Origin of the sequence: Limnohabitans sp. Hippo4 (assembly GCF_003063605.1) — a bacterium.
Taxonomy (GTDB): domain Bacteria; phylum Pseudomonadota; class Gammaproteobacteria; order Burkholderiales; family Burkholderiaceae_C; genus Limnohabitans_A.
In genome coordinates this window covers 353654-373148 of the sequence record NZ_NESE01000002.1, presented here as the reverse complement: position 1 = coordinate 373148, position 19495 = coordinate 353654, and the positions used below count along the sequence as shown (strand labels likewise).

The 19495-nt window shown below is 55.1% G+C and carries 22 protein-coding genes; 18 read left to right on the top strand and 4 right to left on the bottom strand.

Going from position 1 to position 19495, the window contains the following annotated elements; genetic code table 11:
* Positions 1-18: 18 nt before the first annotated feature.
* Both glyA and nrdR read left to right on the top strand, forming a co-directional pair.
* Positions 19-1263 carry a serine hydroxymethyltransferase gene (glyA, locus tag B9Z46_RS07285; RefSeq protein ID WP_108255285.1) on the top strand — a complete coding sequence of 415 codons (1245 nt, stop codon included), beginning with the start codon at positions 19-21 and terminating at the stop codon, positions 1261-1263.
* Positions 1260-1709, top strand: a complete 450-nt coding sequence (gene nrdR / locus B9Z46_RS07280; protein ID WP_055361138.1) for a transcriptional regulator NrdR — start codon at positions 1260-1262, stop codon at positions 1707-1709. Before glyA ends, nrdR begins: the two co-directional genes overlap by 4 nt.
* A gap of 79 nt (positions 1710-1788) precedes the next feature.
* Here nrdR and B9Z46_RS07275 read toward each other — a convergent pair whose 3' ends face one another.
* Positions 1789-2439 carry a GspH/FimT family protein gene (locus tag B9Z46_RS07275; protein WP_108255283.1) on the bottom strand — a complete coding sequence of 217 codons (651 nt, stop codon included), beginning with the start codon at positions 2437-2439 and terminating at the stop codon, positions 1789-1791.
* A gap of 70 nt (positions 2440-2509) precedes the next feature.
* Between B9Z46_RS07275 and B9Z46_RS07270 the strand changes: the two genes are divergently transcribed.
* The 13 genes from B9Z46_RS07270 to tolA are packed head-to-tail and all read left to right on the top strand — an operon-like array spanning position 2510 to position 11583.
* The gene (locus B9Z46_RS07270) at positions 2510-2947 is read left to right on the top strand and encodes a type IV pilin protein (protein ID WP_108255281.1); all 438 of its coding nucleotides are present in this window, start codon (positions 2510-2512) and stop codon (positions 2945-2947) included.
* Positions 2941-3489 carry a hypothetical protein gene (locus tag B9Z46_RS07265; protein ID WP_108255279.1) on the top strand — a complete coding sequence of 183 codons (549 nt, stop codon included), beginning with the start codon at positions 2941-2943 and terminating at the stop codon, positions 3487-3489. Before B9Z46_RS07270 ends, B9Z46_RS07265 begins: the two co-directional genes overlap by 7 nt.
* Positions 3471-4544 carry a hypothetical protein gene (locus B9Z46_RS07260; protein ID WP_108255277.1) on the top strand — a complete coding sequence of 358 codons (1074 nt, stop codon included), beginning with the start codon at positions 3471-3473 and terminating at the stop codon, positions 4542-4544. Before B9Z46_RS07265 ends, B9Z46_RS07260 begins: the two co-directional genes overlap by 19 nt.
* On the top strand, positions 4531-4986 hold the full coding sequence (locus tag B9Z46_RS07255) for a hypothetical protein (protein WP_108255275.1): 456 nt from the start codon (positions 4531-4533) through the stop codon (positions 4984-4986). Before B9Z46_RS07260 ends, B9Z46_RS07255 begins: the two co-directional genes overlap by 14 nt.
* Positions 4987-5016: 30 nt before the next feature.
* The gene (gene ribD / locus B9Z46_RS07250) at positions 5017-6165 is read left to right on the top strand and encodes a bifunctional diaminohydroxyphosphoribosylaminopyrimidine deaminase/5-amino-6-(5-phosphoribosylamino)uracil reductase RibD (RefSeq protein ID WP_199220571.1); all 1149 of its coding nucleotides are present in this window, start codon (positions 5017-5019) and stop codon (positions 6163-6165) included.
* Positions 6166-6195: 30 nt separating this feature from the next.
* Complete coding sequence (locus B9Z46_RS07245; RefSeq protein WP_055361145.1) at positions 6196-6861, top strand: riboflavin synthase; 666 nt, start codon at positions 6196-6198, stop codon at positions 6859-6861.
* A gap of 10 nt (positions 6862-6871) precedes the next feature.
* Positions 6872-8005 (top strand): bifunctional 3,4-dihydroxy-2-butanone-4-phosphate synthase/GTP cyclohydrolase II, encoded by a 1134-nt coding sequence (gene ribBA, locus B9Z46_RS07240; protein WP_108255273.1) that lies wholly within the window; start codon positions 6872-6874, stop codon positions 8003-8005.
* A 3-nt stretch (positions 8006-8008) separates the two neighbouring features.
* Complete coding sequence (ribH, locus tag B9Z46_RS07235; RefSeq protein WP_108255271.1) at positions 8009-8500, top strand: 6,7-dimethyl-8-ribityllumazine synthase; 492 nt, start codon at positions 8009-8011, stop codon at positions 8498-8500.
* Positions 8497-9030, top strand: coding sequence for a transcription antitermination factor NusB (gene nusB / locus B9Z46_RS07230; protein ID WP_108255269.1), 534 nt, complete (start codon positions 8497-8499; stop codon positions 9028-9030). The genes ribH and nusB overlap by 4 nt, the downstream gene beginning before the upstream one ends.
* Complete coding sequence (ybgC, locus tag B9Z46_RS07225; protein WP_108255267.1) at positions 9027-9437, top strand: tol-pal system-associated acyl-CoA thioesterase; 411 nt, start codon at positions 9027-9029, stop codon at positions 9435-9437. The genes nusB and ybgC overlap by 4 nt, the downstream gene beginning before the upstream one ends.
* A complete protein-coding gene (tolQ, locus tag B9Z46_RS07220; protein WP_055361150.1) occupies positions 9434-10165 on the top strand; it encodes a protein TolQ in 732 nt (243 codons plus the stop codon). The genes ybgC and tolQ overlap by 4 nt, the downstream gene beginning before the upstream one ends.
* Before the next feature lie 18 nt (positions 10166-10183).
* Positions 10184-10603: an ExbD/TolR family protein gene (locus B9Z46_RS07215; RefSeq protein WP_108255265.1), complete on the top strand. Its 420-nt coding sequence runs from the start codon at positions 10184-10186 to the stop codon at positions 10601-10603.
* A 38-nt stretch (positions 10604-10641) separates the two neighbouring features.
* Positions 10642-11583 (top strand): cell envelope integrity protein TolA, encoded by a 942-nt coding sequence (gene tolA, locus B9Z46_RS07210; protein WP_108255263.1) that lies wholly within the window; start codon positions 10642-10644, stop codon positions 11581-11583.
* A gap of 142 nt (positions 11584-11725) precedes the next feature.
* On the opposite strand, the gene dnaE is transcribed toward tolA, so the two are convergent.
* Positions 11726-15214, bottom strand: coding sequence for a DNA polymerase III subunit alpha (dnaE, locus tag B9Z46_RS07205; RefSeq protein ID WP_108255261.1), 3489 nt, complete (start codon positions 15212-15214; stop codon positions 11726-11728).
* Positions 15215-15259: 45 nt separating this feature from the next.
* On the opposite strand from dnaE, the gene B9Z46_RS07200 reads away from it, so the two are divergent.
* Positions 15260-16000, top strand: a complete 741-nt coding sequence (locus B9Z46_RS07200; protein WP_108255259.1) for a sulfurtransferase — start codon at positions 15260-15262, stop codon at positions 15998-16000.
* Positions 16001-16088: 88 nt separating this feature from the next.
* On the opposite strand, the gene B9Z46_RS07195 is transcribed toward B9Z46_RS07200, so the two are convergent.
* The gene (locus B9Z46_RS07195) at positions 16089-16622 is read right to left on the bottom strand and encodes a flavodoxin family protein (RefSeq protein ID WP_108255257.1); all 534 of its coding nucleotides are present in this window, start codon (positions 16620-16622) and stop codon (positions 16089-16091) included.
* A gap of 40 nt (positions 16623-16662) precedes the next feature.
* Entirely contained in the window at positions 16663-17364 is a 702-nt protein-coding gene (locus B9Z46_RS07190; protein ID WP_108255255.1) for a pirin family protein, read from the bottom strand.
* Positions 17365-17472: 108 nt separating this feature from the next.
* On the opposite strand from B9Z46_RS07190, the gene B9Z46_RS07185 reads away from it, so the two are divergent.
* Both B9Z46_RS07185 and B9Z46_RS07180 read left to right on the top strand, forming a co-directional pair.
* Positions 17473-18417, top strand: coding sequence for a LysR family transcriptional regulator (locus B9Z46_RS07185; protein WP_108255253.1), 945 nt, complete (start codon positions 17473-17475; stop codon positions 18415-18417).
* A 9-nt stretch (positions 18418-18426) separates the two neighbouring features.
* Positions 18427-19491, top strand: a complete 1065-nt coding sequence (locus tag B9Z46_RS07180) for an NAD(P)/FAD-dependent oxidoreductase (protein ID WP_108255251.1) — start codon at positions 18427-18429, stop codon at positions 19489-19491.
* Positions 19492-19495: the final 4 nt, after the last annotated feature.

The following is a 19495-nucleotide window of genomic DNA, read 5'->3' as shown; positions in this document are numbered from 1 at the left end:
ATCATTTGAAGGCCTGCCATGTATTCAAGAAACATTCTGATTGAACAAACCGATCCCGAAATTTTTGCGGCCATTCAAGCCGAAAACGCTCGCCAAGAGCACCACATCGAGCTGATCGCCAGCGAGAATTACGCTTCGCCCGCCGTTATGGCCGCGCAAGGCTCTCAGCTCACCAACAAATACGCAGAAGGCTACCCAGGCAAGCGCTATTACGGCGGCTGCGAATATGTCGACATCGCCGAGCAATTGGCCATCGACCGCATCAAACAAATTTTTGGCGCAGAAGCTGCCAACGTGCAACCCCATTGCGGCGCCTCCGCCAACGAAGCGGTGTTCTTGGCTTTCTTGAAGCCCGGCGACACCATCATGGGCATGAGCTTGGCAGAAGGCGGTCACCTCACGCACGGCATGCCCCTCAACATGAGCGGCAAGTGGTTCAACGTGGTGAGCTACGGCCTCGATGCCAACGAAGCCATCGACTACGACGCCATGGAAAAGAAGGCGCACGAAACCAAACCCAAGCTGATCATTGCCGGCGCTTCGGCCTACAGCTTGCACATTGACTTTGCACGCTTTGCCAAAGTCGCCAAAGATGTAGGTGCCATTTTCTTGGTCGACATGGCGCACTACGCAGGCCTCATTGCCGCCGGTGTGTACCCCAACCCTGTGCCCCACGCCGACGTGGTCACATCCACCACCCACAAGAGCTTGCGCGGCCCCCGCGGCGGCATCATCTTGATGAAGGCCGAGCACGAGAAAGCCATCAACAGCGCCATCTTCCCTGGCCTGCAAGGCGGCCCGCTCATGCACGTCATTGCAGCCAAGGCTGTGGCTTTCAAAGAAGCCATGGCACCTGAGTTCAAGGCGTATCAAGCACAAGTGGTGAAGAATGCCCAAATCGTGGCAGAAGTTCTCACCCAACGCGGCTTGCGCATTGTGAGCGGCGGCACACAAAGCCACGTGATGTTGGTCGACCTGCGCTCCAAAGGCATTACCGGCAAAGTGGCCGAGGCCGCCCTGGGCCAAGCACACATGACCATCAACAAAAACTCGATTCCCAACGACCCCGAGAAACCCATGGTCACCAGCGGCGTGCGCATTGGCACACCCGCCATGACCACGCGTGGCTTCAAGGATGAAGAAGCGCGCATCACGGCTCACCTCATTGCCGGTGTGCTCGACAATCCAAACGATCCCGCCAACATTGAAGCCGTTCGCGCCAAGGTCAACGCCTTGACCGCCCGTTTCCCTGTTTACAAATGAAGTGCCCCTTCTGCAGCCACAACGACACCCAAGTGGTGGAGACGCGGCTGGCTGAAGATGGCGACCTGATTCGCCGCCGCCGCCAATGCGCGGCGTGCGAAAAACGCTTCACCACCTACGAGCGCCCGGAAGTTACTTTTCCGGCCATCGTTAAAAAAGATGGTCGCCGAATTGAGTACGAACGCGTGAAGTTGCGCGCCAGCATGAACTTGGCCTTGCGCAAACGTCCCGTCAGTACCGAACAAGTCGACTCGGCCATTGAGCGCATTGAAGAAAAGCTACTGAACTTAGCGCAACGCGAAATTGCATCCAACAAAATTGGTGAGTTGGTGATGCGCGAGCTGAAGAAACTCGACAAAGTGGCCTACGTTCGATTTGCCAGCGTGTACCGCAGTTTCGAAGACATCGACGATTTCAAATTGTTGGTAGACGAAGTTAGCAAGTAATTTCACTTTAATTTTCTACACAGTCATCGCCAAGACTGGCAGGTTCGAAAGCTTCTTGCCGCGCCAGTGCAGGGGCTCATTAGCCCGGGCAATCCTCGATCAACAATTTCTCCAGGCGCGGACGACCCACCGCATTGACCACCACGCGCCAGCCAGTGCTGTTCTTTGTTTGCCGCTCACAGACCGTTAAGGTGCCCGCTTGAAATGCGCTATTCAAAGCCAAACTGCGGCCACTCGCACCAAACGAGACAAAACGATTGACCGTGGCATTGCCACTGGCTGAAACAGTCCGGTGCAATGTTTCGTGCTGCGCCAAGCGCACCTCTCCTTCATCCCAAATGCCGTTGTTGTTGTCATCCTCAAACATCAACCAACCCTGACGCCACACATTGCCAAAAGGGCCATCGCTGCTCACATAACAGCGCAGCAAAGTGCTACCACTGCCAAGTGCCGAGTTGCTCGTTGTACTTTTGGCCGCTGCACACAGCGTGACGCGCTTTTCCAAACGCAAGGCTTGTGATCTGCTTGTTAGAACGGCACTATGCAAATCTTGTGCAGCGGTTTGAAGGTGGGCGCTGGTTTGCAAGCCCTCAGGGCGGAAGCCGCCACACCACACAATAAAACCACAATGAAAAGTACAAACAGCGTGTCTAGCAAACTGTGGCCTCTTTGATTCGAAAATTGTGACATGGCAGGATGGTGCTTTGCACAGTTGGCTGCGCCATTGCATCGCCCTACATCACGCATTGGCTGCAAGCACTTGTGAGCCTTGCGTCTGCCGTTTGAGAGATGCTTCACACATGCATCCAAACAACATACCGCAGCTTCAAGGCTTCACGCTGATCGAATCCGTCTTGAGCATCGCGCTGCTGGCCATCTTGTTAGGAATTGCATTGCCAAGCCTTGAACAGCAGTGGCTCAAAACTCGGCGGCAAGATGCCCACAACGCATTGGAACAATTGCACCTGCGTCAATTGCAGTGGCGCGGTTTGCACACGCAATACGCCAGCACCTTGTCGGAATTGTCTTGGCCCAACGCTACGTCAACGGCAGGACACTACACACTCAAGGTGCAAAACGCCAACGCACAAAGTTTTGAATTACAGGCAACGGCCGTTGGTTTGCAGGCGCGTGATGAACCGTGTCTTGTCATCAGTTTGCGTTGGAACGCAGAGGGCGTTGTGCAACGCACTAGCAAGCTCCAAAATTCAGATCCAGGGCGGTGCTGGCCATGGTGAACCTGCTCTTGGGCCTGACTTTGGGTTTAAGCCTGCTTGCAGCCGCCAGCACCTGGGCTGCATTGCAATGGCGCAGCGACCGGCAGATTGTGCAGCGCAGCCAAACCCAGCAAGAACTTCGCGCTTTGATGGACACTTTGGTGCACGACCTTCGGCGCGCACAATTTCAAGGTGAACCTAAAGATCTGCAGATCAGCCCTCATCAAATCTTGTTCACAGTGAACCGCAACGACAACGCCCTGCGCGACAACAACGAATGCAGCGGCTTTCGATTGAACGGCACCATTTTGCAAACACAAACCTCTTGTCAACCCGCGGTGTGGACCAGCTTGAATGACAACCGCAGTTTGCAAATTTTGGCGCTTAACTTCCAATGGGAATGTGACGCTGACAGCAACAGTCAAGGCGACTTGCTCTCTCTTGAAATAAGGAGTCAGGCCACCCAAGAGCCCGTACCCGCCACTTGGCAACGACATGTTCGCATGCGCAATGTGCATGCGCGCACGCGCCCAACAACAGCGTCATGCACCAGCGCGGCTTAGCCACACTTTGGGCCAGCACCGTGCTGCTGATCCTCACAGGTTTGTGGGGCTGGCTCTGTTTGCAAGCGGTTAATGCCGAGAAGCTTCGCAGTCATCAGCAAATGCATGCAGCCCAAGCACTGGCCAACTCGGAAGCCCTTTTAGAAACAACTTTGGCGCATCTAGAGCAAGCCTACGGCAAAGACAGCCTCGAAGCTGATGCACGCATTTGGTTGTCCAGCGCGGCGATCCACTGCCCTGCAGGCAAAGCACCCCCTCAGTGGCAGTGCACGCTGTGGCCGTTGACCCAATTGCCTTTGCCTGAGTGGACGCACCAGACTGCATCGCAGGTCCGCATGGTCCGCGATGTTCGCAATGCACCCCACCGCATTCAAGTCATGGTCGATGCCAAGCTGAATGAACTGCATCCCGGCGCAGGCAGTCGGGCCACGGTGCAGCAAAGTGTCTACGTTCCACTCAGCGCACCTCATGCCGTCAATGCCTCGACTAACTCGCCTGACGCCCTACTACCTTCGCTCGTCTTGAACGAACAAGTACTCAGCGCTGATGCGCCACAGTGCAAGTCTTTGGCATGGCAAACCGTGTTTGGCGAACTGACACCGTCGCAAGTCAAAGCCTTGTCTGCGCTTCAGTTGCGCAATGGCTTAACTGCCGACAGCCCAGCTTCGCGCACCGTTTACTGGATTGACAGTCCTCAGCTTTGGACCCAAAGCATTGGCACCCCCGCCTCGCCCGTGATCTTGGTTTTTTCCTCAGAGGCCTGCGCCATTCTTTGCCCCTCTCTGGCCAGTTCAACGCAAGTGGTGGGCACGGTGTTCTTTCAAAATCAATGCCAAACCAGCAAGATGTTGAACTGGCAAAGCGGCATCATTGCGGGGCAGTTGGGGGTGGAGTCCAGCTTGGCACCCAACCTGAAGTTGGCTTTGCTTAGTGGCCAGCTTGGGCTCACTGGCACCACCAACGCACATGCCGCCTTCAATTTCGACTGGCCTGCGGGTGTTCAAGCATCGCGTGTGCAGCGCGTGGCTGGAACTTGGAAAAATGCGGGGTACTGACGCCAAACTTCCGCCACGCATTCAAGCGAGGCAGGTTCATGCGGGCTTCACTGTGTTGGAGGCGATCATGGCCAGCGCCATGCTGGCGTTTGGCTTGGCAGGCGCCGTGCGCTTCAGCGTGGCCACATTGAACGCAAGCCAACTGAGTCGCCATGTGGATGTGGCCAGTGGCTTGGCGCAAGATTTGACGGAATGCTGGGGTGTTCAAACCCCCACGTGCCAACACATGTTTCAATCGCAGGACCTGCTTTATCCCATCGCCACCCACCCCGACTTGGCCTTCGTGCGCACGTGGCAAGTCATCAGCATTCCGATGGCCGACATGCCGCCTGCGCACTTGCAAGAATTGCGCATCGCCGTCACGTGGCATGAAGACCAGCAAGCCATGCAAATTGAATGGCGACATCGCCGAGCCAGCACGCCGTTGTGGGTGGGCCGCTAAATGACAGCAACTTATCGTATCCTTGCAACCATGGACGCCCACCTCAACAGCTCTCTGCCACCCAGCCAGCCCATGCAATGGGCGCTCGATTTGGCCGCACAAGCCATGCGCATCACCTCGCCCAATCCGCGGGTGGGCTGCGTCATTGTGGATGCGCAGGGCAAGGTGTTGGGACAAGGTCATACCCAACGTGCCGGCGGTCCGCATGCCGAAATCATGGCCCTGCAAGACGCTCAGTCCAAAGGAAATTCCGTCAAAGGCGCCACAGCCTATGTCACGCTAGAGCCTTGTGCCCACCAGGGCCGCACCGGCCCTTGTTGCGACGCGCTGGTGCATGCCCAATTGGGCAAAGTGGTGGCAGCACTCTCCGACCCCAACCCCGCGGTGGCTGGCAAAGGCTTTGAGCGCCTCCAAGCGGCAGGCATTGAAGTCCAAATAGGCGACGGGGCTGCGCAAGCGGCAGTTCAAAACCCGGGGTTTCTGCGCCGAATGACGCATCAAAAGCCTTGGGTGAGAATGAAGATTGCAGCTTCCTTAGACGGCCAAACAGCCCTCACCAACGGTCAAAGTCAATGGATCACCGGGCCCGAGGCACGCGCCGATGGCCATGCTTGGCGCGCCCGCGCATGCGCCATCCTCACTGGCATTGGCACCGTTCTAGAAGACGATCCCCTGTTGGACCTGCGACTTTGCAAGGATTTGGAAAACCCGCCTCGCATGCCGCATTTGGTCATCGTGGACAGCAGGCTAGAAACGCCTCTGCACGCCAAGTTGTTTCAGCACACAGGCCCATTGGCGCAAACGCCCCGTCAAATTTGGATTTATGGCGCGGTCGACAACGCTGACAAAAGAGCCGCACTGGAGGCCCAGGGTGCTCATGTCACCCTGTTGCCGAACGCTCACGGCAAGGTCGATTTAGCCGCGCTGCTCAGCGATTTGGCGCGACGCGAAGTCAATGAAGTTCACGTCGAAGCGGGACACAAGCTCAATGGCTCACTCATTCGAGAAGGCTGCATTGACGAGTTTTTGGTGTACCTGGCCCCCCAAATGCTGGGCATCGGCCAAGGCATGGCGCAATGGGGGCCTCTGGAGGACTTGTCACAGGGTGTGGCCCTCACCTTCACAGAAACCCAGTTAATCGGCAAAGATTTACGGGTTTTGGCCAGGGTCCTGCCCTAAACAGCACCATTCCCTGCGAAAATACGCGCCATGTTTACCGGAATCATCACCGGCGTGGGGCGTATCGCCGCCCTCCACGACCTGGGCAGCTCTTTAAGCCATGGCAAGCGACTCACTCTTGAGGTGCCTCCGGGCTACCTGGATGACGTTGGCCTGGGTGACAGCATTGCCATCAATGGCGCCTGCATGACCGTCACCTCCTTCGATCTGGCGGCCAACCAATTCACCATCGACATCTCCGCCGAATCGCTCGACAAAACTTGCGGCTTGGACAAAATGGGCAAGGTCAATTTGGAAAAAGCTTTGCGCGCGCACGACCGTTTGGGCGGCCACATCGTGTCTGGCCATGTGGATGGCATTGGCCACGTCACGCACTTTGAACAAGTAGGCGAAAGCTGGGAGCTGCGCATTCAAGCCCCTGTCGGCATGGGCAAGTACTTGGCCTACAAAGGCTCGATCACCGTCAATGGCGTTAGCCTGACCGTGAACAAAGTGACTGACAAAGATGCAGGCTGCGAGTTCAGCATCAACCTCATTCCCCACACCGTGGACAACACAGCCCTTGGTACTTTGCAACAAGGCAGCGCTGTGAATTTAGAAATCGATTTGATCGCAAGGTATGTTGAGCGCATGCTCAGCAACGACGCCTCAGCCAACTCCGCAGCTTCAGCCTTTCAGGCTGGCCAGCAACATTGAAAGTAGAGACATGAGCACGAATTCTGGCGCACCCTTGACGCCTGTCCAAATTTCTCCCGTTGAAGACATCGTAGCCGACTTGCGCGCAGGTCGCATCGTCATCATGGTAGACGACGAAGACCGCGAAAACGAAGGCGATTTGCTGATTGCTTCCGACCATGTCACGCCAGAGGCCATCAACTTCATGGCGCGCTTTGGCCGTGGCCTCATTTGCCTCACGCTCACCCGCGAGCGTTGCGAACACCTCAAGTTGCCCCCCATGGCTGCCAGCAACGGCACCGTGTACAGCACGGCTTTCACGGTGTCCATTGAAGCGGCCGAAGGGGTGACCACTGGCATTTCTGCAGCCGATCGTGCATTGACCGTCAAAACCGCCGTGGCGGCCAATGCCAAGGCTACCGATTTGGTTCAACCCGGTCACGTGTTTCCTTTGCAAGCAGTAGACGGTGGCGTGTTGATGCGTGCAGGTCACACCGAAGCCGGTTGCGACTTGGGCACCATGGCCGGTTGCAGCCCCTCTTCCGTGATTTGCGAAATCATGAAAGACGATGGCACCATGGCCCGTCTGCCTGATCTGCAAATCTTTGCCGCTGAACACGGTTTGAAAATTGGCACCATTGCCGACCTCATCGAATACCGCAATCGCACAGAGTCTTTGGTTGAAAAAGTCGGCTCCCGCGTGATGCAAACAGCGCACGGCGAATTCACGGTTCACGCCTTCAAAGACAAGCCCAGTCAGTCCCTGCACTTGGCCTTGGTCAAAGGTTCTTGGTCTGCCGACACCGAAGTGCCCGTTCGCGTGCACGAGCCTTTGTCGGTATTTGACGTATTGGAAGTGGGTCGCCGCATGCACTCCTGGAGTTTGGAGAACAGCCTCGACTACATCAACAAGCAAGGTCAAGGCGTTGCGGTGCTGCTCAACTGCGGCGAAAGCGCCGAGCAATTGTTGGCGCAGTTTGAAGGTCGCGCCCGCTCTGCCCAAGCCCCTAACCGAAGCAAAATGGACTTGCGCACCTACGGTGTTGGCATCCAAATTGTGCGCGAGTGCGGTGTGCACAAAATGAAATTGATGGGCCAACCCCGACGCATGCCCAGCATGGCGGGTTATGGCGTGGAAGTTACCGGATACATCCCTAAGGAATAAATCATGCAAGGCGCAGACAAAGGTATTGAGCAAGAATTAGACGGCTTGGGGCTGCACATCGGCATCGTGCAGGCGCGCTTCAACGAAGGCATCACGAACGCGTTGGCAGTGGCCTGCATTCGTGAATTGGAAGACTTAGGCGTCCACGACATCGACCACGTGTTGGTGCCAGGTGCTTTGGAAGTGCCCATTGCATTGCAAGCCATGGCCGAGCGCGGCGAGTACGACGCCTTGGTCGCTTTAGGTTGCATCATTCGCGGTGAAACTTACCACTTCGAATTGGTGGCCAATGAATCGGGCGCAGGCGTCAGCCGCATTGCGCTGGACTACAACGTGCCAATTGCCAACGCCATTCTCACCACCGAGAACTTGGAACAAGCCATTGCACGTCAAACAGAAAAAGGCCGTGATGCGGCACGCGTGGCCGTCGAAATGGCGATGCTGATGGAAGACTTGTCCATTAGTGACGACGACCTGGACGAGGAACTGGCATGAGCGAGCAGCACGCATCTCCTGCCGACGACGCGCAACCGAGCAGCACGAAACCCGCTGGCCGCAAACCTGGCAAATCAGCCAGCAAGTCAGCACGCAGTCGCGCCCGTGAGTTTGCGCTACAAGCTTTGTACCAAGTCATCGTGGGCAAAAACGAAGCCGCTGACATTGATGTCTTCACGCGAGACTTGTCTGGCTTTCACAAAGCCGACTCTGCGCACTACGATGCCTTGTTGTACGGCTGCGCTGAACAATCCCTTGAATTGGACAAGTTAATTCTGCCCTTGCTAGACCGCAGCATGGCCGAGATCTCACCCATTGAACGCGCCGCCATGTGGATTGGCGTGTTCGAGATGAAGCATTGCCTTGATGTGCCTTGGCGCGTCAGCTTGAACGAATGCATCGAGTTGGCCAAAGAGTTTGGCGGCACCGATGGCCACAAGTATGTGAACGCGGTGCTGGAGGGTCTGGCACCGCAACTACGTCCCCACGAAGTACAAGCCGACCGACAAGCCGGCCGCGCACGCGCATGACAACACCCTTTGTTTTCCCCATTCGCATTTACTGGGAAGACACCGACGCCGGTGGCATTGTTTTCTACGCCAATTATCTCAAGTTTTTCGAACGCGCGCGCACTGAATGGTTGCGCTCATTGGGCATTCAGCAGCAAGTTTTGAAAGAAGAAAGCGGCGGCATGTTTGTGGTGAGTGAAACGCAAATCAAATACTTCTCGCCTGCTCGCTTGGATGACTTGTTAGAAGTCACAGCGCGTACCGCTGAAGCCGGTCGCGCCAGTTTGGTCTTGGCCCAGCAAGCATGGCTGACCCTTGACGGCGAACGCAAACTTTTGGCCGAAGGCACCATTCGCATTGGATGGGTCGACAGCAACACTTTGAAACCTGGCCGCATTCCGGCCGCCATTTTGGAAGCACTTCAATGAACCAAGACATGTCCATCATCCAACTCGTGTTGCATGCCAGTTTTGTGGTGCAGTTGGTCATGCTCATTCTCATGGCCATCTCCATTGCCAGTTGGGCCGCCATTGTGCGCAAGCTCACAGCCATCAAGCGCATCCAAACTTTGAACGAAGAATTCGAGCAACAGTTTTGGTCGGGCACCAGCCTGAATGATTTGTTTGCAGCGGCCATTCAGAATTCCAAACTGGCCGGTCCGATGGAGCGCATTTTTGCCAGTGGCATGCGTGAGTATCAAAAGCTTCGCGAGCGCCGCATTTCAGACGCTGGCACTTTGCTCGACGGTGCACGCCGCGCCATGCGTGCCAGCTTCCAACGCGAGATGGACGTTGCAGAATCTCAATTGGCTTTCTTGGCTTCCGTAGGCTCTGTTTCCCCCTATGTCGGTTTGTTTGGCACGGTGTGGGGCATCATGCATGCCTTCACAGGTTTGGCCAGCATGCAGCAAGTAACTTTGGCCACTGTGGCGCCCGGCATTGCCGAAGCTTTGGTGGCCACGGCCATCGGCTTGTTCTCTGCCATCCCTGCCGTGGTGGCCTACAACCGATTTGCGCGCGACATTGACCGCGTGGCCATCAAACTCGAAACCTTCATTGAAGAGTTCTCCAACATTCTGCAAAGAAGTTTGGGCGGCTCTACCGGCGCCTCTGGCAGCATTCCAACGGGTGCAGGTCCTTCGGCATCTGGTCACTGATATTCAGGGAGCAACCACATGCCTGCTGTTTCTTCACGTGGCCGAGGTCGGCGCACCATCAATGAAATCAACATGGTGCCTTTCATCGATGTGATGTTGGTGTTGCTGATTATTTTCATGGTCACCGCACCCATGATCACACCCAGCATGGTGGATTTGCCCAGCGTTGGCAAAGCTGCCAAGCAGCCCGATCAAGTGATTCAAATTGTGATTCAAAAGGACGACAGCTTGGAGATGGTGAACGACAGCAAAACGCAAAAGATCAACATGGACAATTTGGCCAACACGATTCGCATGGTACAAACTGGTCAGGCCAACTCGGCCGTGGTCATCAGCGCCGATCGCAACGTGAAGTACGAAACGGTGGTCAAGGTGATGGACACTTTGCAGCGCGCAGGTATTCAGCGTGTTGGCCTGTCGGTGCAATTAGCGCCTTAACTAGCTTTTGCTTTTGAGCTGCTAGATTTTTGAAGTCCATGAACGCCACGGCCTACAACGAATTTGCGCCACCACCCGTGGGTGGCTTTGGACGTTCGTTGTCTTTTGCCTTGTTCATGCACTTGCTGCTGTTGGCTGCTTTGACATGGGGCATTCAATGGAAGACCGAACCCAACACCTTGTCGGCTTCGGCTGAATTGTGGTCGGCGGTGCCGGCTGAAGCGGCCCCTGCAGCCATTGAGCCTGAACCTACGCCACCTGAACCCGTCAAGCCGCCTGAGCCTGTTCAAAAGGCAGAACCAAAACCTGAACCCAAACCGGTCCCTGCGCCGCCCAAAGTGAATGCTGCCGCTGAGCGTGAAGCGGCCGACATTGCCTTGAAAAAAGAAAAAGAAAAGAAGAAACTCGAAGAGAAAAAAGCGGCCGACTTAGAGAAGAAAAAGAAGCTTGAGAAAGAGAAGCTCGATAAGGAAAAAGAGAAGGCCAAAGAGAAAGAAAAGGAAAAGGCCAAGGAGCTTGAGAAAAAGAAAAAAGAAGAAGCTTTGAAGAAGGAAGAGGCTGCTGCAAAGGCGAAAGAAGACGCGAAGAAGGCAGCTGCTGAAGAAAAACGTGCCGCCGCACTTCGCAGCGAAAACTTAAAGCGCATGCAAGGCATGGCAGGCGCGACAGGCGATGAAAACGCCAAGGGCACCGCCTTGAAATCTTCGGGCCCCTCTGCCAGTTATGCAGGTCGCATTCGTGCACGCATCAAACCAAACATCACCTTCACGGACGATGTAGCGGGCAATCCCAAAGCGGAAGTAGAGGTCAAAACCTCACCAGATGGCACCATTTTGAGCAGAAAGTTGTTGTCCAGCAGCGGCAACAAAGCTTGGGATGAAGCTGTGCTCAAAGCCATCGACAAAACCGCCGTCCTTCCCCGCGACGAAGACGGCCGCGTCCCACCAGTTCTAGAGATTAGCTTCCGCCCCAAAGATTAATTGGGGTCAGATCAACATTAATTTGGTCAATCTAAAGGGCTAAAGGCTGAGGGGGGCTTCCTCATACTGGAGTACCAGAAATCGTTCAGCCCCCTCAGCCTTTAGCCCTTTAGATTGGAAATTAATGTTGATCTGACCCCAATTAAATTTCGTAGACGATCTCTGCTTTGCCTTGATCGGCTTGGGCAATCCAGCTGGAAAGGGCTGCATCGCTTGGGAAAAACTTGGCTTGCTCGCCCAAGAGCAACTCAGCACTGGCGGCCACGTTGTCGACTTTGCGCTCTAGTTTCAAACGCACCGGTAGACCGCGTAACAACTCGCCCTGCTCTGTCATCTCCCGTTGCGGCGGGAAGGCTTTCACCAACTTGGCCACCTCAGGCGCGCGGCCATTGACGGCTACACGTAAAAACTTGCCAAAGCGGCATCGGGCTGATGGCAAATCCCACACTTGCTGAATCGACAAACGGTAACCACCCGAGAAACGGTCGGGTTGCATCTTGGCCATCACAATGACCAACTCGTCGTCTTTCAGCAAATGGCGATTGGCGTTGATCATCGCTTCATCGGCTGTTGCCTCCATCACCGCGCTTTTGTCGTCCAACTTAAAGATGGCCAGTTTACCGCGTTGGCCATTGATGATGCGCAAGTCACTGACAATGCCCGCCAACAATTGCGGCTCGCGGCTGTCAATCAGGTCGTCAATTTTGCGCTTCGCAAACAAACGCACTTCACGCTCAACCGCATCAAACAAATGGCCTGACAAGTAAAAGCCAACGGCAGTTTTTTCGTTGGTCAGTTGCTCTTTGACACCCCAAGGCAATACATCGACCAAATCGGGTTCTTGCGTGCTGGAGCCATGCGCATCGTCGCCCATCATGTCAAACAAGCCGCCTTGGTTGGCATTGGCGACAGTGGCATTGGAGAACTCGAAAGCACGGTCAATGGACGCTGCCAGTGCAGCACGATTGCGTTGCAAAGAATCAAAAGCACCCGCCTTGACCAAAGCTTCCACGGTGCGCTTGTTCAAACGGCTGCGGTCAACGCGCACACAGAAGTCAAACAAGCTGGTGAAAGGGCCGCCCTCCTCGCGCGCTTTCACAATGGCCTCAATGGCTTGCTGGCCGGTGCCCTTGATGGCGCCCAAGCCATAGCGAATCACTTTGTCGGACACGGGCTCGAAACGGTGCGTGCCGCGGTTGACATCGGGCGGATCGAAGGTCATGCCAAACTTCAAAGCATCTTCAAACAAGACTTTGAGCTTGTCGGTGTCGTCCATTTCGATGGTCATGTTGGCGCAGAAAAACTCCGCCGTGAAATGAACCTTCAACCAACCGGTGTGGTACGCCAACAATGAATAAGCCGCAGCGTGTGATTTGTTGAAACCATAACCCGCAAACTTTTCCATCAAGTCAAAGACTTCGTCGGCTTTGGCTTCCGACAAACCATTGGCTTCTGCGCCTTTGCGGAAGATGGCGCGGTGTTCGGCCATCTCTTCGGCTTTTTTCTTACCCATGGCGCGGCGTAACAAGTCGGCACCGCCCAAGCTGTAACCACCCAAGACCTGCGCGGTTTGCATCACCTGCTCTTGGTACACCATGATGCCGTAGGTTTCAGACAGCACTTTCTCAACCAAGGGGTGCGGATACTCCACCACTTCACGGCCGTGTTTACGCGCCACAAAACTGGGAATCAAATCCATGGGTCCGGGACGGTACAAGGCGTTGAGCGCAATCAAATCTTCCAAGCGTGAGGGCCGCGCATCTTTCAGCATGCCCTGCATGCCGCGGCTTTCAAACTGGAACACGGATTCGGTGCGACCGTCCGCAAACAATTTGTAGGTGGCTACGTCGTCCAAAGGAATGTTTTCAAAGGCAAAGTTTTCCTGGCCTTTGTGACGCTTGACAATCATCTCGCGCGCCAACTCCAAAATGGTCAAGGTGGCCAAGCCCAAGAAGTCGAACTTCACCAAGCCAATGGCTTCCACGTCGTCTTTGTCGTACTGACTCACAGCAGACATGCTGCCGGGTTGTTGATAAAGAGGACAGAAATCGGTGAGCTTGCCAGGCGCGATCAACACACCACCTGCGTGCATGCCCACGTTGCGGGTCATGCCTTCTAATTTTTGGGCCAGCGCCAGCAGCGTTTTGACTTCGTCTTCTTTTTCTAAGCGTTCAGCCAAAATGGGTTCGGCCTTGATGGCGCCATCGATGGTGATGTGCTGCCCTGGCTTGTTGGGAATGAGTTTGCTGATGCCGTCGCAGAAGGTGTAACTCATGTCGAGCACACGACCCACGTCCCGAATGGCGGCACGCGCCGCCATGGTGCCGAAGGTGGCAATTTGACTGACGGCATCACGGCCATATTTGTCTTTCACATAGTCAATCACGCGATCGCGATTGGTTTGGCAAAAGTCAATGTCGAAGTCGGGCATGGACACCCGCTCTGGATTCAGGAAACGCTCAAACAACAAGTTGTATTGCAGCGGGTCAAGGTCGGTGATCTTCAAAGAATAAGCGACCAAAGAACCGGCACCTGAACCACGACCGGGCCCCACTGGGCAGCCGTTTTTCTTGGCCCAGTTGATAAAGTCACCCACAATCAGGAAGTAGCCGGGGAAGCCCATGTTCAAGATGGTGTTGATCTCAAACTCCAAACGCTCTGCGTAGCGAGGACGCTCTGCTTCTCGTTTGGCAGGATCTGGGTACAGATGCACCAAGCGCTCTTCCAAGCCTTCCACCGACAACAAACGGAAATAGTCCTCGATGGGCATGGGCTTGCCATCGGTGATGGGCGTGGGGTAATTGGGCAACTGGGGCTTGCCCAAGACCAAAGACAAATTGCAGCGCTTGGCAATTTCAACCGAATTGGCCAAGGCACTGGGTACATCGGCAAACAAGGCTTGCATTTCAGCAGACGACTTGAAATATTGATCGCGCGTGAACTTGCGCACGCGGCGCTGGTTGCCCAAAATTTCGCCTTCAGAAATGCAAACCCGTGCTTCGTGCGATTCGTAATCGTCTTGCGCCAAAAACTGAACAGGATGTGTTGCCACCACAGGCAAACTCAAACGTGCCGCCAACTTAACGGCAGCCACCACGTGGACATTGTCTTCTGGTCGTCCCGCTCTCTGAATTTCCAAATAAAAACGGTGCGTAAAAATAGACGCCAACTGCAACGCAATTTCAGCAGCGCGTGATGTATCGCCTTGCACCAAGGCTTGACCGACCGGGCCAGCTTGCGCACCCGACAACAGAATCAAACCTTCAGACAATTCTTGAAGCCACGCAAGTTTGACAACGGCATTGGTTTTGACCATGTTCTGCGTCCAGGCCCGCGCCAGCAACTCGGACAGGTTCAAATAACCCTGTGAACTTTGCACCAGCACCATGACGCGCGACAAAGCCAAGGGATCCGCGCCCAAACCTTCCAAGAAGATTTCGGCGCCCAAAATCGGCTGAACGCCTTTGCCACGCGCGGCCTTGTAAAACTTGATGGCACCAAACAAATTGCTCAGGTCGGTGAGGGCCAAAGCGGGTTGATGGTCGTCTGCCGCAGCCTGCACCACATCGTCAATGCGGCAGGTGGAATCGACAATGGAAAACTCGGAATGAAGGCGCAAATGAACAAACATGGGCCCATTGTAGAAGCTGCATCGGATGTTTTCTACAATACGGGGGTGAACAATATTCTGAACATTTCCACCTACAAGTTCGTCCCCCTGCCGGATGCCAAAGAACTTCGCCCAGTGCTGCTAGAGCGCTGCTTGGCTCGCGCCCTGAAAGGCACGATTTTGCTGGCCGAAGAAGGCATCAACATGTTCTTGGCAGGCCCTGCCGAGGCTGTGAGAGGTTTTGTCTCGGAACTGCATACAGATCCTAGGTTTTCAGACATCACCCCCAAGGAAAGCTGGTCGGAAACCGTTCCATTTAAAAAGATGCTGGTGAAGGTCAAAGGCGAGATCATTCGCATGAACCACCCCACCATTCGACCCGCCGAGGGCCGCGCCCCAGCCGTCAGCCCGGCCACGGCCAAACGCTGGCTTGACCAGGGCTTTGACGACAACGGCCGCCCAGTGGTCATTTTGGACACCCGCAACGATTACGAAGTCGACGAAGGTACCTTCAAGGGCGCAATTGACTGGCGCCTGACCAAGTTCACAGAGTTTCCCGATGCAGTCATGGCCCACAAAGAAGAACTGCAAGACAAAACCATCATCAGCTTTTGCACGGGCGGCATTCGCTGTGAAAAAGCGGCCATCTTCATGCAGCAAAACGGCCTGCCCCACACTTACCAGCTAGAGGGTGGCATTTTGAAATATTTTGAAGAAACCGACGGCTCGCACTACGACGGCGGCTGCTTTGTATTCGATGAAAGACGAGCGGTGGACGTCGCTTTAAAAACAGTCCAGCCCACTTAAGAACACCCAAAATAAAAGCAGTGCAGCCACTAGAACTGCACTGCTTTTCAACGTGAAGGTTAGCGCAAAAATTTGCGCTAACTTTTAATTACCCACGCAACTTGGCGGCCACAGCCGCCACACGCGCGCCATAAGCCTTGGCTGTGTCCAAGTCGCCTTGTGGAATGTCTTCTGCGGGGCTGGTGGGGCCTACTTGTGCCATCACACCGGAGTTGGAACCAATGCGGTTGATCGTGCCGTCGTTCATTGAAGGCTGACCCACCCACACCATGGCTTGTTGCATGGCCAAAGTGATGAAGTACTGAATGGTTGACAGCTTGTCACCGCTGGGGCTGGCAGAGATGGTGAATCCACCGGCCACTTTGTCTTTCCAAGCGCTAGTGAACCAACGCTTTGATGTTGCATCGGCAAATTTCTTGAACTGCCAAGAGGCCATGCCCATGTAAGTGGGTGAGCCAAAGATGATGGCATCAGCGGCGTCCAATGTTTCCCAATCGGCATCGGTGATGTTGCCGTCGGCATCGATGGCGATCAAAGCGGCGTTGGCGCCTTGTGCCACGAATTGCGCCACGCGCTGTGTGTGACCGTAACCTGAGTGATAGATAACGACTGTTTTAGCCATGAGAGTTCTCCTAAAGAAATGAAAAAAAGCGTCTTAAAAATTAAGAAGCCAAGTCAAAAACCAAGACCTCGGCATCTTTGCCATGGGTCAGTTCAAGATTCGTTTCGGCTTGAATGAGGGCTGCATCCCCGCCCTTCAATGCCTGTCCATTCACTTGCAGTTCGCCGCGAATGAGGTGCACGTAGGCTTTGCGTGAGGGGTTCAAAGCCAGCGCTGCTTGCTCAGTGCCATCCAACAAACCAGCGTACAAAGTAGCGTCTGCAGAAATTTTTACCGCATCGCCTTCACCTTTGGGCGAGGCCACCACTTTCAGAGCACCGCGTTTGCTGACAGGCGGTACCGTTTTTTGTTCATAGCTTGGCGCAATGCCCATCACATTGGGTTCAATCCAAATTTGAAAGAAGTGCGTTGTTTCACCTTCAGCATGATTGAACTCGCTGTGCATCACGCCCTTGCCCGCACTCATGCGCTGCACATCACCGGGTGGAATGCCCTTGACATTGCCCATGCTGTCTTTGTGCGCCAAGTTGCCCGACAACACATAGCTGATGATTTCCATGTCTTTGTGGCCGTGGGTTCCAAAGCCAGTGCCGGGCGCAATGCGGTCTTCGTTGATCACACGCAAATTGCCCCAGCCCATGAAATTGGGGTCGTAATAACCTGCGAAGGAAAAACTGTGGAATGACTTGAGCCAACCATGGTCAGCATAACCACGCTCAGCGGAACGGCGGATTTGGATCATCGCGTGACTCACTTTCTGAAAATTAGATGTCGCAACTTTAAATTGCATTGATTTCAATAAGATTGGCATAATTTGGAGCCATCATTCAAAATAATTGAATCATCAAACATGACTGCCAACGCACGTGACCTCCTTACCCCCGACGCCCTCAGCATGCTGCTGGCCATCGAGGAAACTGGCAGCTTTGCAGCGGCAGCCAGGCAGAAAGGCTTGGTTCCCAGTGCACTCACTTACCGAGTTCGGCAAATCGAGGATGCGCTGGACGTCTTGTTGTTCGATCGCAGCAGCCGCCAAGCCAAGCCCACCGAGGCAGGCAAAGCCTTGTTGCGCGAAGCCCAGCGCTTGCTTCAGGACGTTGATGCCATCGCCAATCGCGTGAAACGCGTGGCCACTGGCTGGGAGTCGGTCTTCACAGTAGCCGTGGACAGCATCATTGCCAGATCGGTGGTGATGGAATTGAGCGAAACTTTTTTAGCCCTCAAGCCGCCCACCCAATTGCGCATTCGCTACGAAACTTTGTCGGGTACCTTGGCTGCGCTCAAATCAGGCCAAGCCGATCTGGCCATTGGCGTTTTAATCACGCCTGCCAGCCATGCAGAATTGATGCACGAAAACCTGGGCGAAGTGCGATTTGTCTACGCCGTAGCGCCCCACCATCCTTTGGCCACCGCCCCCGAACCCCTGTCTGACGCTGTCTTGCAAGAACATCGCGCGGTGGCCGTCGCCGACTCAGTCCAGCGCGGCGAAGGCGTCACCATTGGCCTATTGGGCGGCCAAGATGTTTTGACAGTGCCAGACATGCCCAGCAAATTGGAAGCCCAATTGCGCGGATTGGGCGGTGGCTTTTTGCCTGAGAGCATGGCCCAGCCTTACTTGGACAGCGGTCGCTTGGTTGCCAAAAAAGTCAGCCGACTACAACGCATCAACCAAGTTGAATTTGCATGGCGCAATCCTCAAGGCAAGCCGCTGGGCCATGCGCTCAGTTGGTGGCTGTCGCAGTTACAACAAAGCCGCACCAAACAGGCATTGCTCCAACCCCACTATCGCGTGTAGAGTAGCCCCATGACAAAAACAAATACCCAGACAAAGTCCGTTCAAAATTTCGCCATCGTGGGTGCCGGCATGGCAGGCATTGCCTGCGCGCGCACCTTGGTGCAAGCTGGCCATCGCGTCACCGTCTTTGAAAAAAGCAAAGGCGCCAGCGGCCGTATGTCGACGCGCGCGTCCAGCTTTGGCAGCTTCGACCATGGTGCGCAATACTTCACCGTGCGCGATGATCGATTCGCACAAGCGCTGGCCACCACCCCTCAAATTTGCAAACCCTGGAGCGCCAATGCCGTGCGCGTGCTGGATGCCATGGGCCGCGTGGTCGAAGCCGCACGCAACACACAAGACAAGCACTGGGTGGCCACCCCCGGCATGAACGCTTTGGTCAAAGCCTGGGCTCAGCCTTTGATTCAAGCCGATGCGGTGCACTTTGAATCGCGCGTTTTCAAAATCGAGCGCGACACCTTGCATCCTGAACTTTGGCAACTGCACAGCGAAGAGCCCGAAGGTGCGCAATCGGTGTTCAGTGGTTTTGACCAAGTGCTCTTGGCCATCCCCTCAGACCAAGCCATTGATTTGCTACGCAATTCCAACATCAAAATGGAACAAGCCGCTGCCTTGAACAAAGTCCAAGTGGCACCCTGCTGGACCTTGATGGTGGCCTTCCCCAATGCGGCTCAACCCGGCCTGATTACCTTGGGCCCCCAATGGAATGCTGCGCGCAGCGTCCACCACCGCGTGGCATGGCTGGCACGTGAATCATCTAAACCGGGGCGTGATCACATTGAACGCTGGACCGTCCAAGCCAGTGCCGCATGGTCACAAGAACACTTGGAAGATGCCCCTGAGCGTGTACAAGCCAAATTGATCAAAGCTTTTTCAGAAATCACGGGCATCCGGGCCACACCTGCCCACGCAGAAGTGCACCGTTGGCGCTATGCCAAAACACTTCAAGCTTTGGGTGCACCTTACATGCTCAGCCCCAAGCAAGGCATTGGCGTGTGCGGCGACTGGTGCTTAGGGCATCGCGTCGAAGATGCATTCATCTCCGGTTTGGAATTGGCCCTCGCTGTCATTTAAGTCT

What these genes read in the sequence shown, in the direction of transcription:
- glyA (WP_108255285.1), top strand. Translation starts at nt 19, where the DNA reads ATGTATTCAAGAAACATTCTGATTGAACAAACCGATCCCGAAATTTTT.
- nrdR (WP_055361138.1), top strand. Translation starts at nt 1,260, where the DNA reads ATGAAGTGCCCCTTCTGCAGCCACAACGACACCCAAGTGGTGGAGACG.
- B9Z46_RS07275 (WP_108255283.1), bottom strand. Translation starts at nt 2,439, where the DNA reads ATGCAATGGCGCAGCCAACTGTGCAAAGCACCATCCTGCCATGTCACA.
- B9Z46_RS07270 (WP_108255281.1), top strand. Translation starts at nt 2,510, where the DNA reads ATGCATCCAAACAACATACCGCAGCTTCAAGGCTTCACGCTGATCGAA.
- B9Z46_RS07265 (WP_108255279.1), top strand. Translation starts at nt 2,941, where the DNA reads ATGGTGAACCTGCTCTTGGGCCTGACTTTGGGTTTAAGCCTGCTTGCA.
- B9Z46_RS07260 (WP_108255277.1), top strand. Translation starts at nt 3,471, where the DNA reads ATGCACCAGCGCGGCTTAGCCACACTTTGGGCCAGCACCGTGCTGCTG.
- B9Z46_RS07255 (WP_108255275.1), top strand. Translation starts at nt 4,531, where the DNA reads ATGCGGGGTACTGACGCCAAACTTCCGCCACGCATTCAAGCGAGGCAG.
- ribD (WP_199220571.1), top strand. Translation starts at nt 5,017, where the DNA reads ATGGACGCCCACCTCAACAGCTCTCTGCCACCCAGCCAGCCCATGCAA.
- B9Z46_RS07245 (WP_055361145.1), top strand. Translation starts at nt 6,196, where the DNA reads ATGTTTACCGGAATCATCACCGGCGTGGGGCGTATCGCCGCCCTCCAC.
- ribBA (WP_108255273.1), top strand. Translation starts at nt 6,872, where the DNA reads ATGAGCACGAATTCTGGCGCACCCTTGACGCCTGTCCAAATTTCTCCC.
- ribH (WP_108255271.1), top strand. Translation starts at nt 8,009, where the DNA reads ATGCAAGGCGCAGACAAAGGTATTGAGCAAGAATTAGACGGCTTGGGG.
- nusB (WP_108255269.1), top strand. Translation starts at nt 8,497, where the DNA reads ATGAGCGAGCAGCACGCATCTCCTGCCGACGACGCGCAACCGAGCAGC.
- ybgC (WP_108255267.1), top strand. Translation starts at nt 9,027, where the DNA reads ATGACAACACCCTTTGTTTTCCCCATTCGCATTTACTGGGAAGACACC.
- tolQ (WP_055361150.1), top strand. Translation starts at nt 9,434, where the DNA reads ATGAACCAAGACATGTCCATCATCCAACTCGTGTTGCATGCCAGTTTT.
- B9Z46_RS07215 (WP_108255265.1), top strand. Translation starts at nt 10,184, where the DNA reads ATGCCTGCTGTTTCTTCACGTGGCCGAGGTCGGCGCACCATCAATGAA.
- tolA (WP_108255263.1), top strand. Translation starts at nt 10,642, where the DNA reads ATGAACGCCACGGCCTACAACGAATTTGCGCCACCACCCGTGGGTGGC.
- dnaE (WP_108255261.1), bottom strand. Translation starts at nt 15,214, where the DNA reads ATGTTTGTTCATTTGCGCCTTCATTCCGAGTTTTCCATTGTCGATTCC.
- B9Z46_RS07195 (WP_108255257.1), bottom strand. Translation starts at nt 16,622, where the DNA reads ATGGCTAAAACAGTCGTTATCTATCACTCAGGTTACGGTCACACACAG.
- B9Z46_RS07190 (WP_108255255.1), bottom strand. Translation starts at nt 17,364, where the DNA reads ATGATCCAAATCCGCCGTTCCGCTGAGCGTGGTTATGCTGACCATGGT.
- B9Z46_RS07185 (WP_108255253.1), top strand. Translation starts at nt 17,473, where the DNA reads ATGACTGCCAACGCACGTGACCTCCTTACCCCCGACGCCCTCAGCATG.
- B9Z46_RS07180 (WP_108255251.1), top strand. Translation starts at nt 18,427, where the DNA reads ATGACAAAAACAAATACCCAGACAAAGTCCGTTCAAAATTTCGCCATC.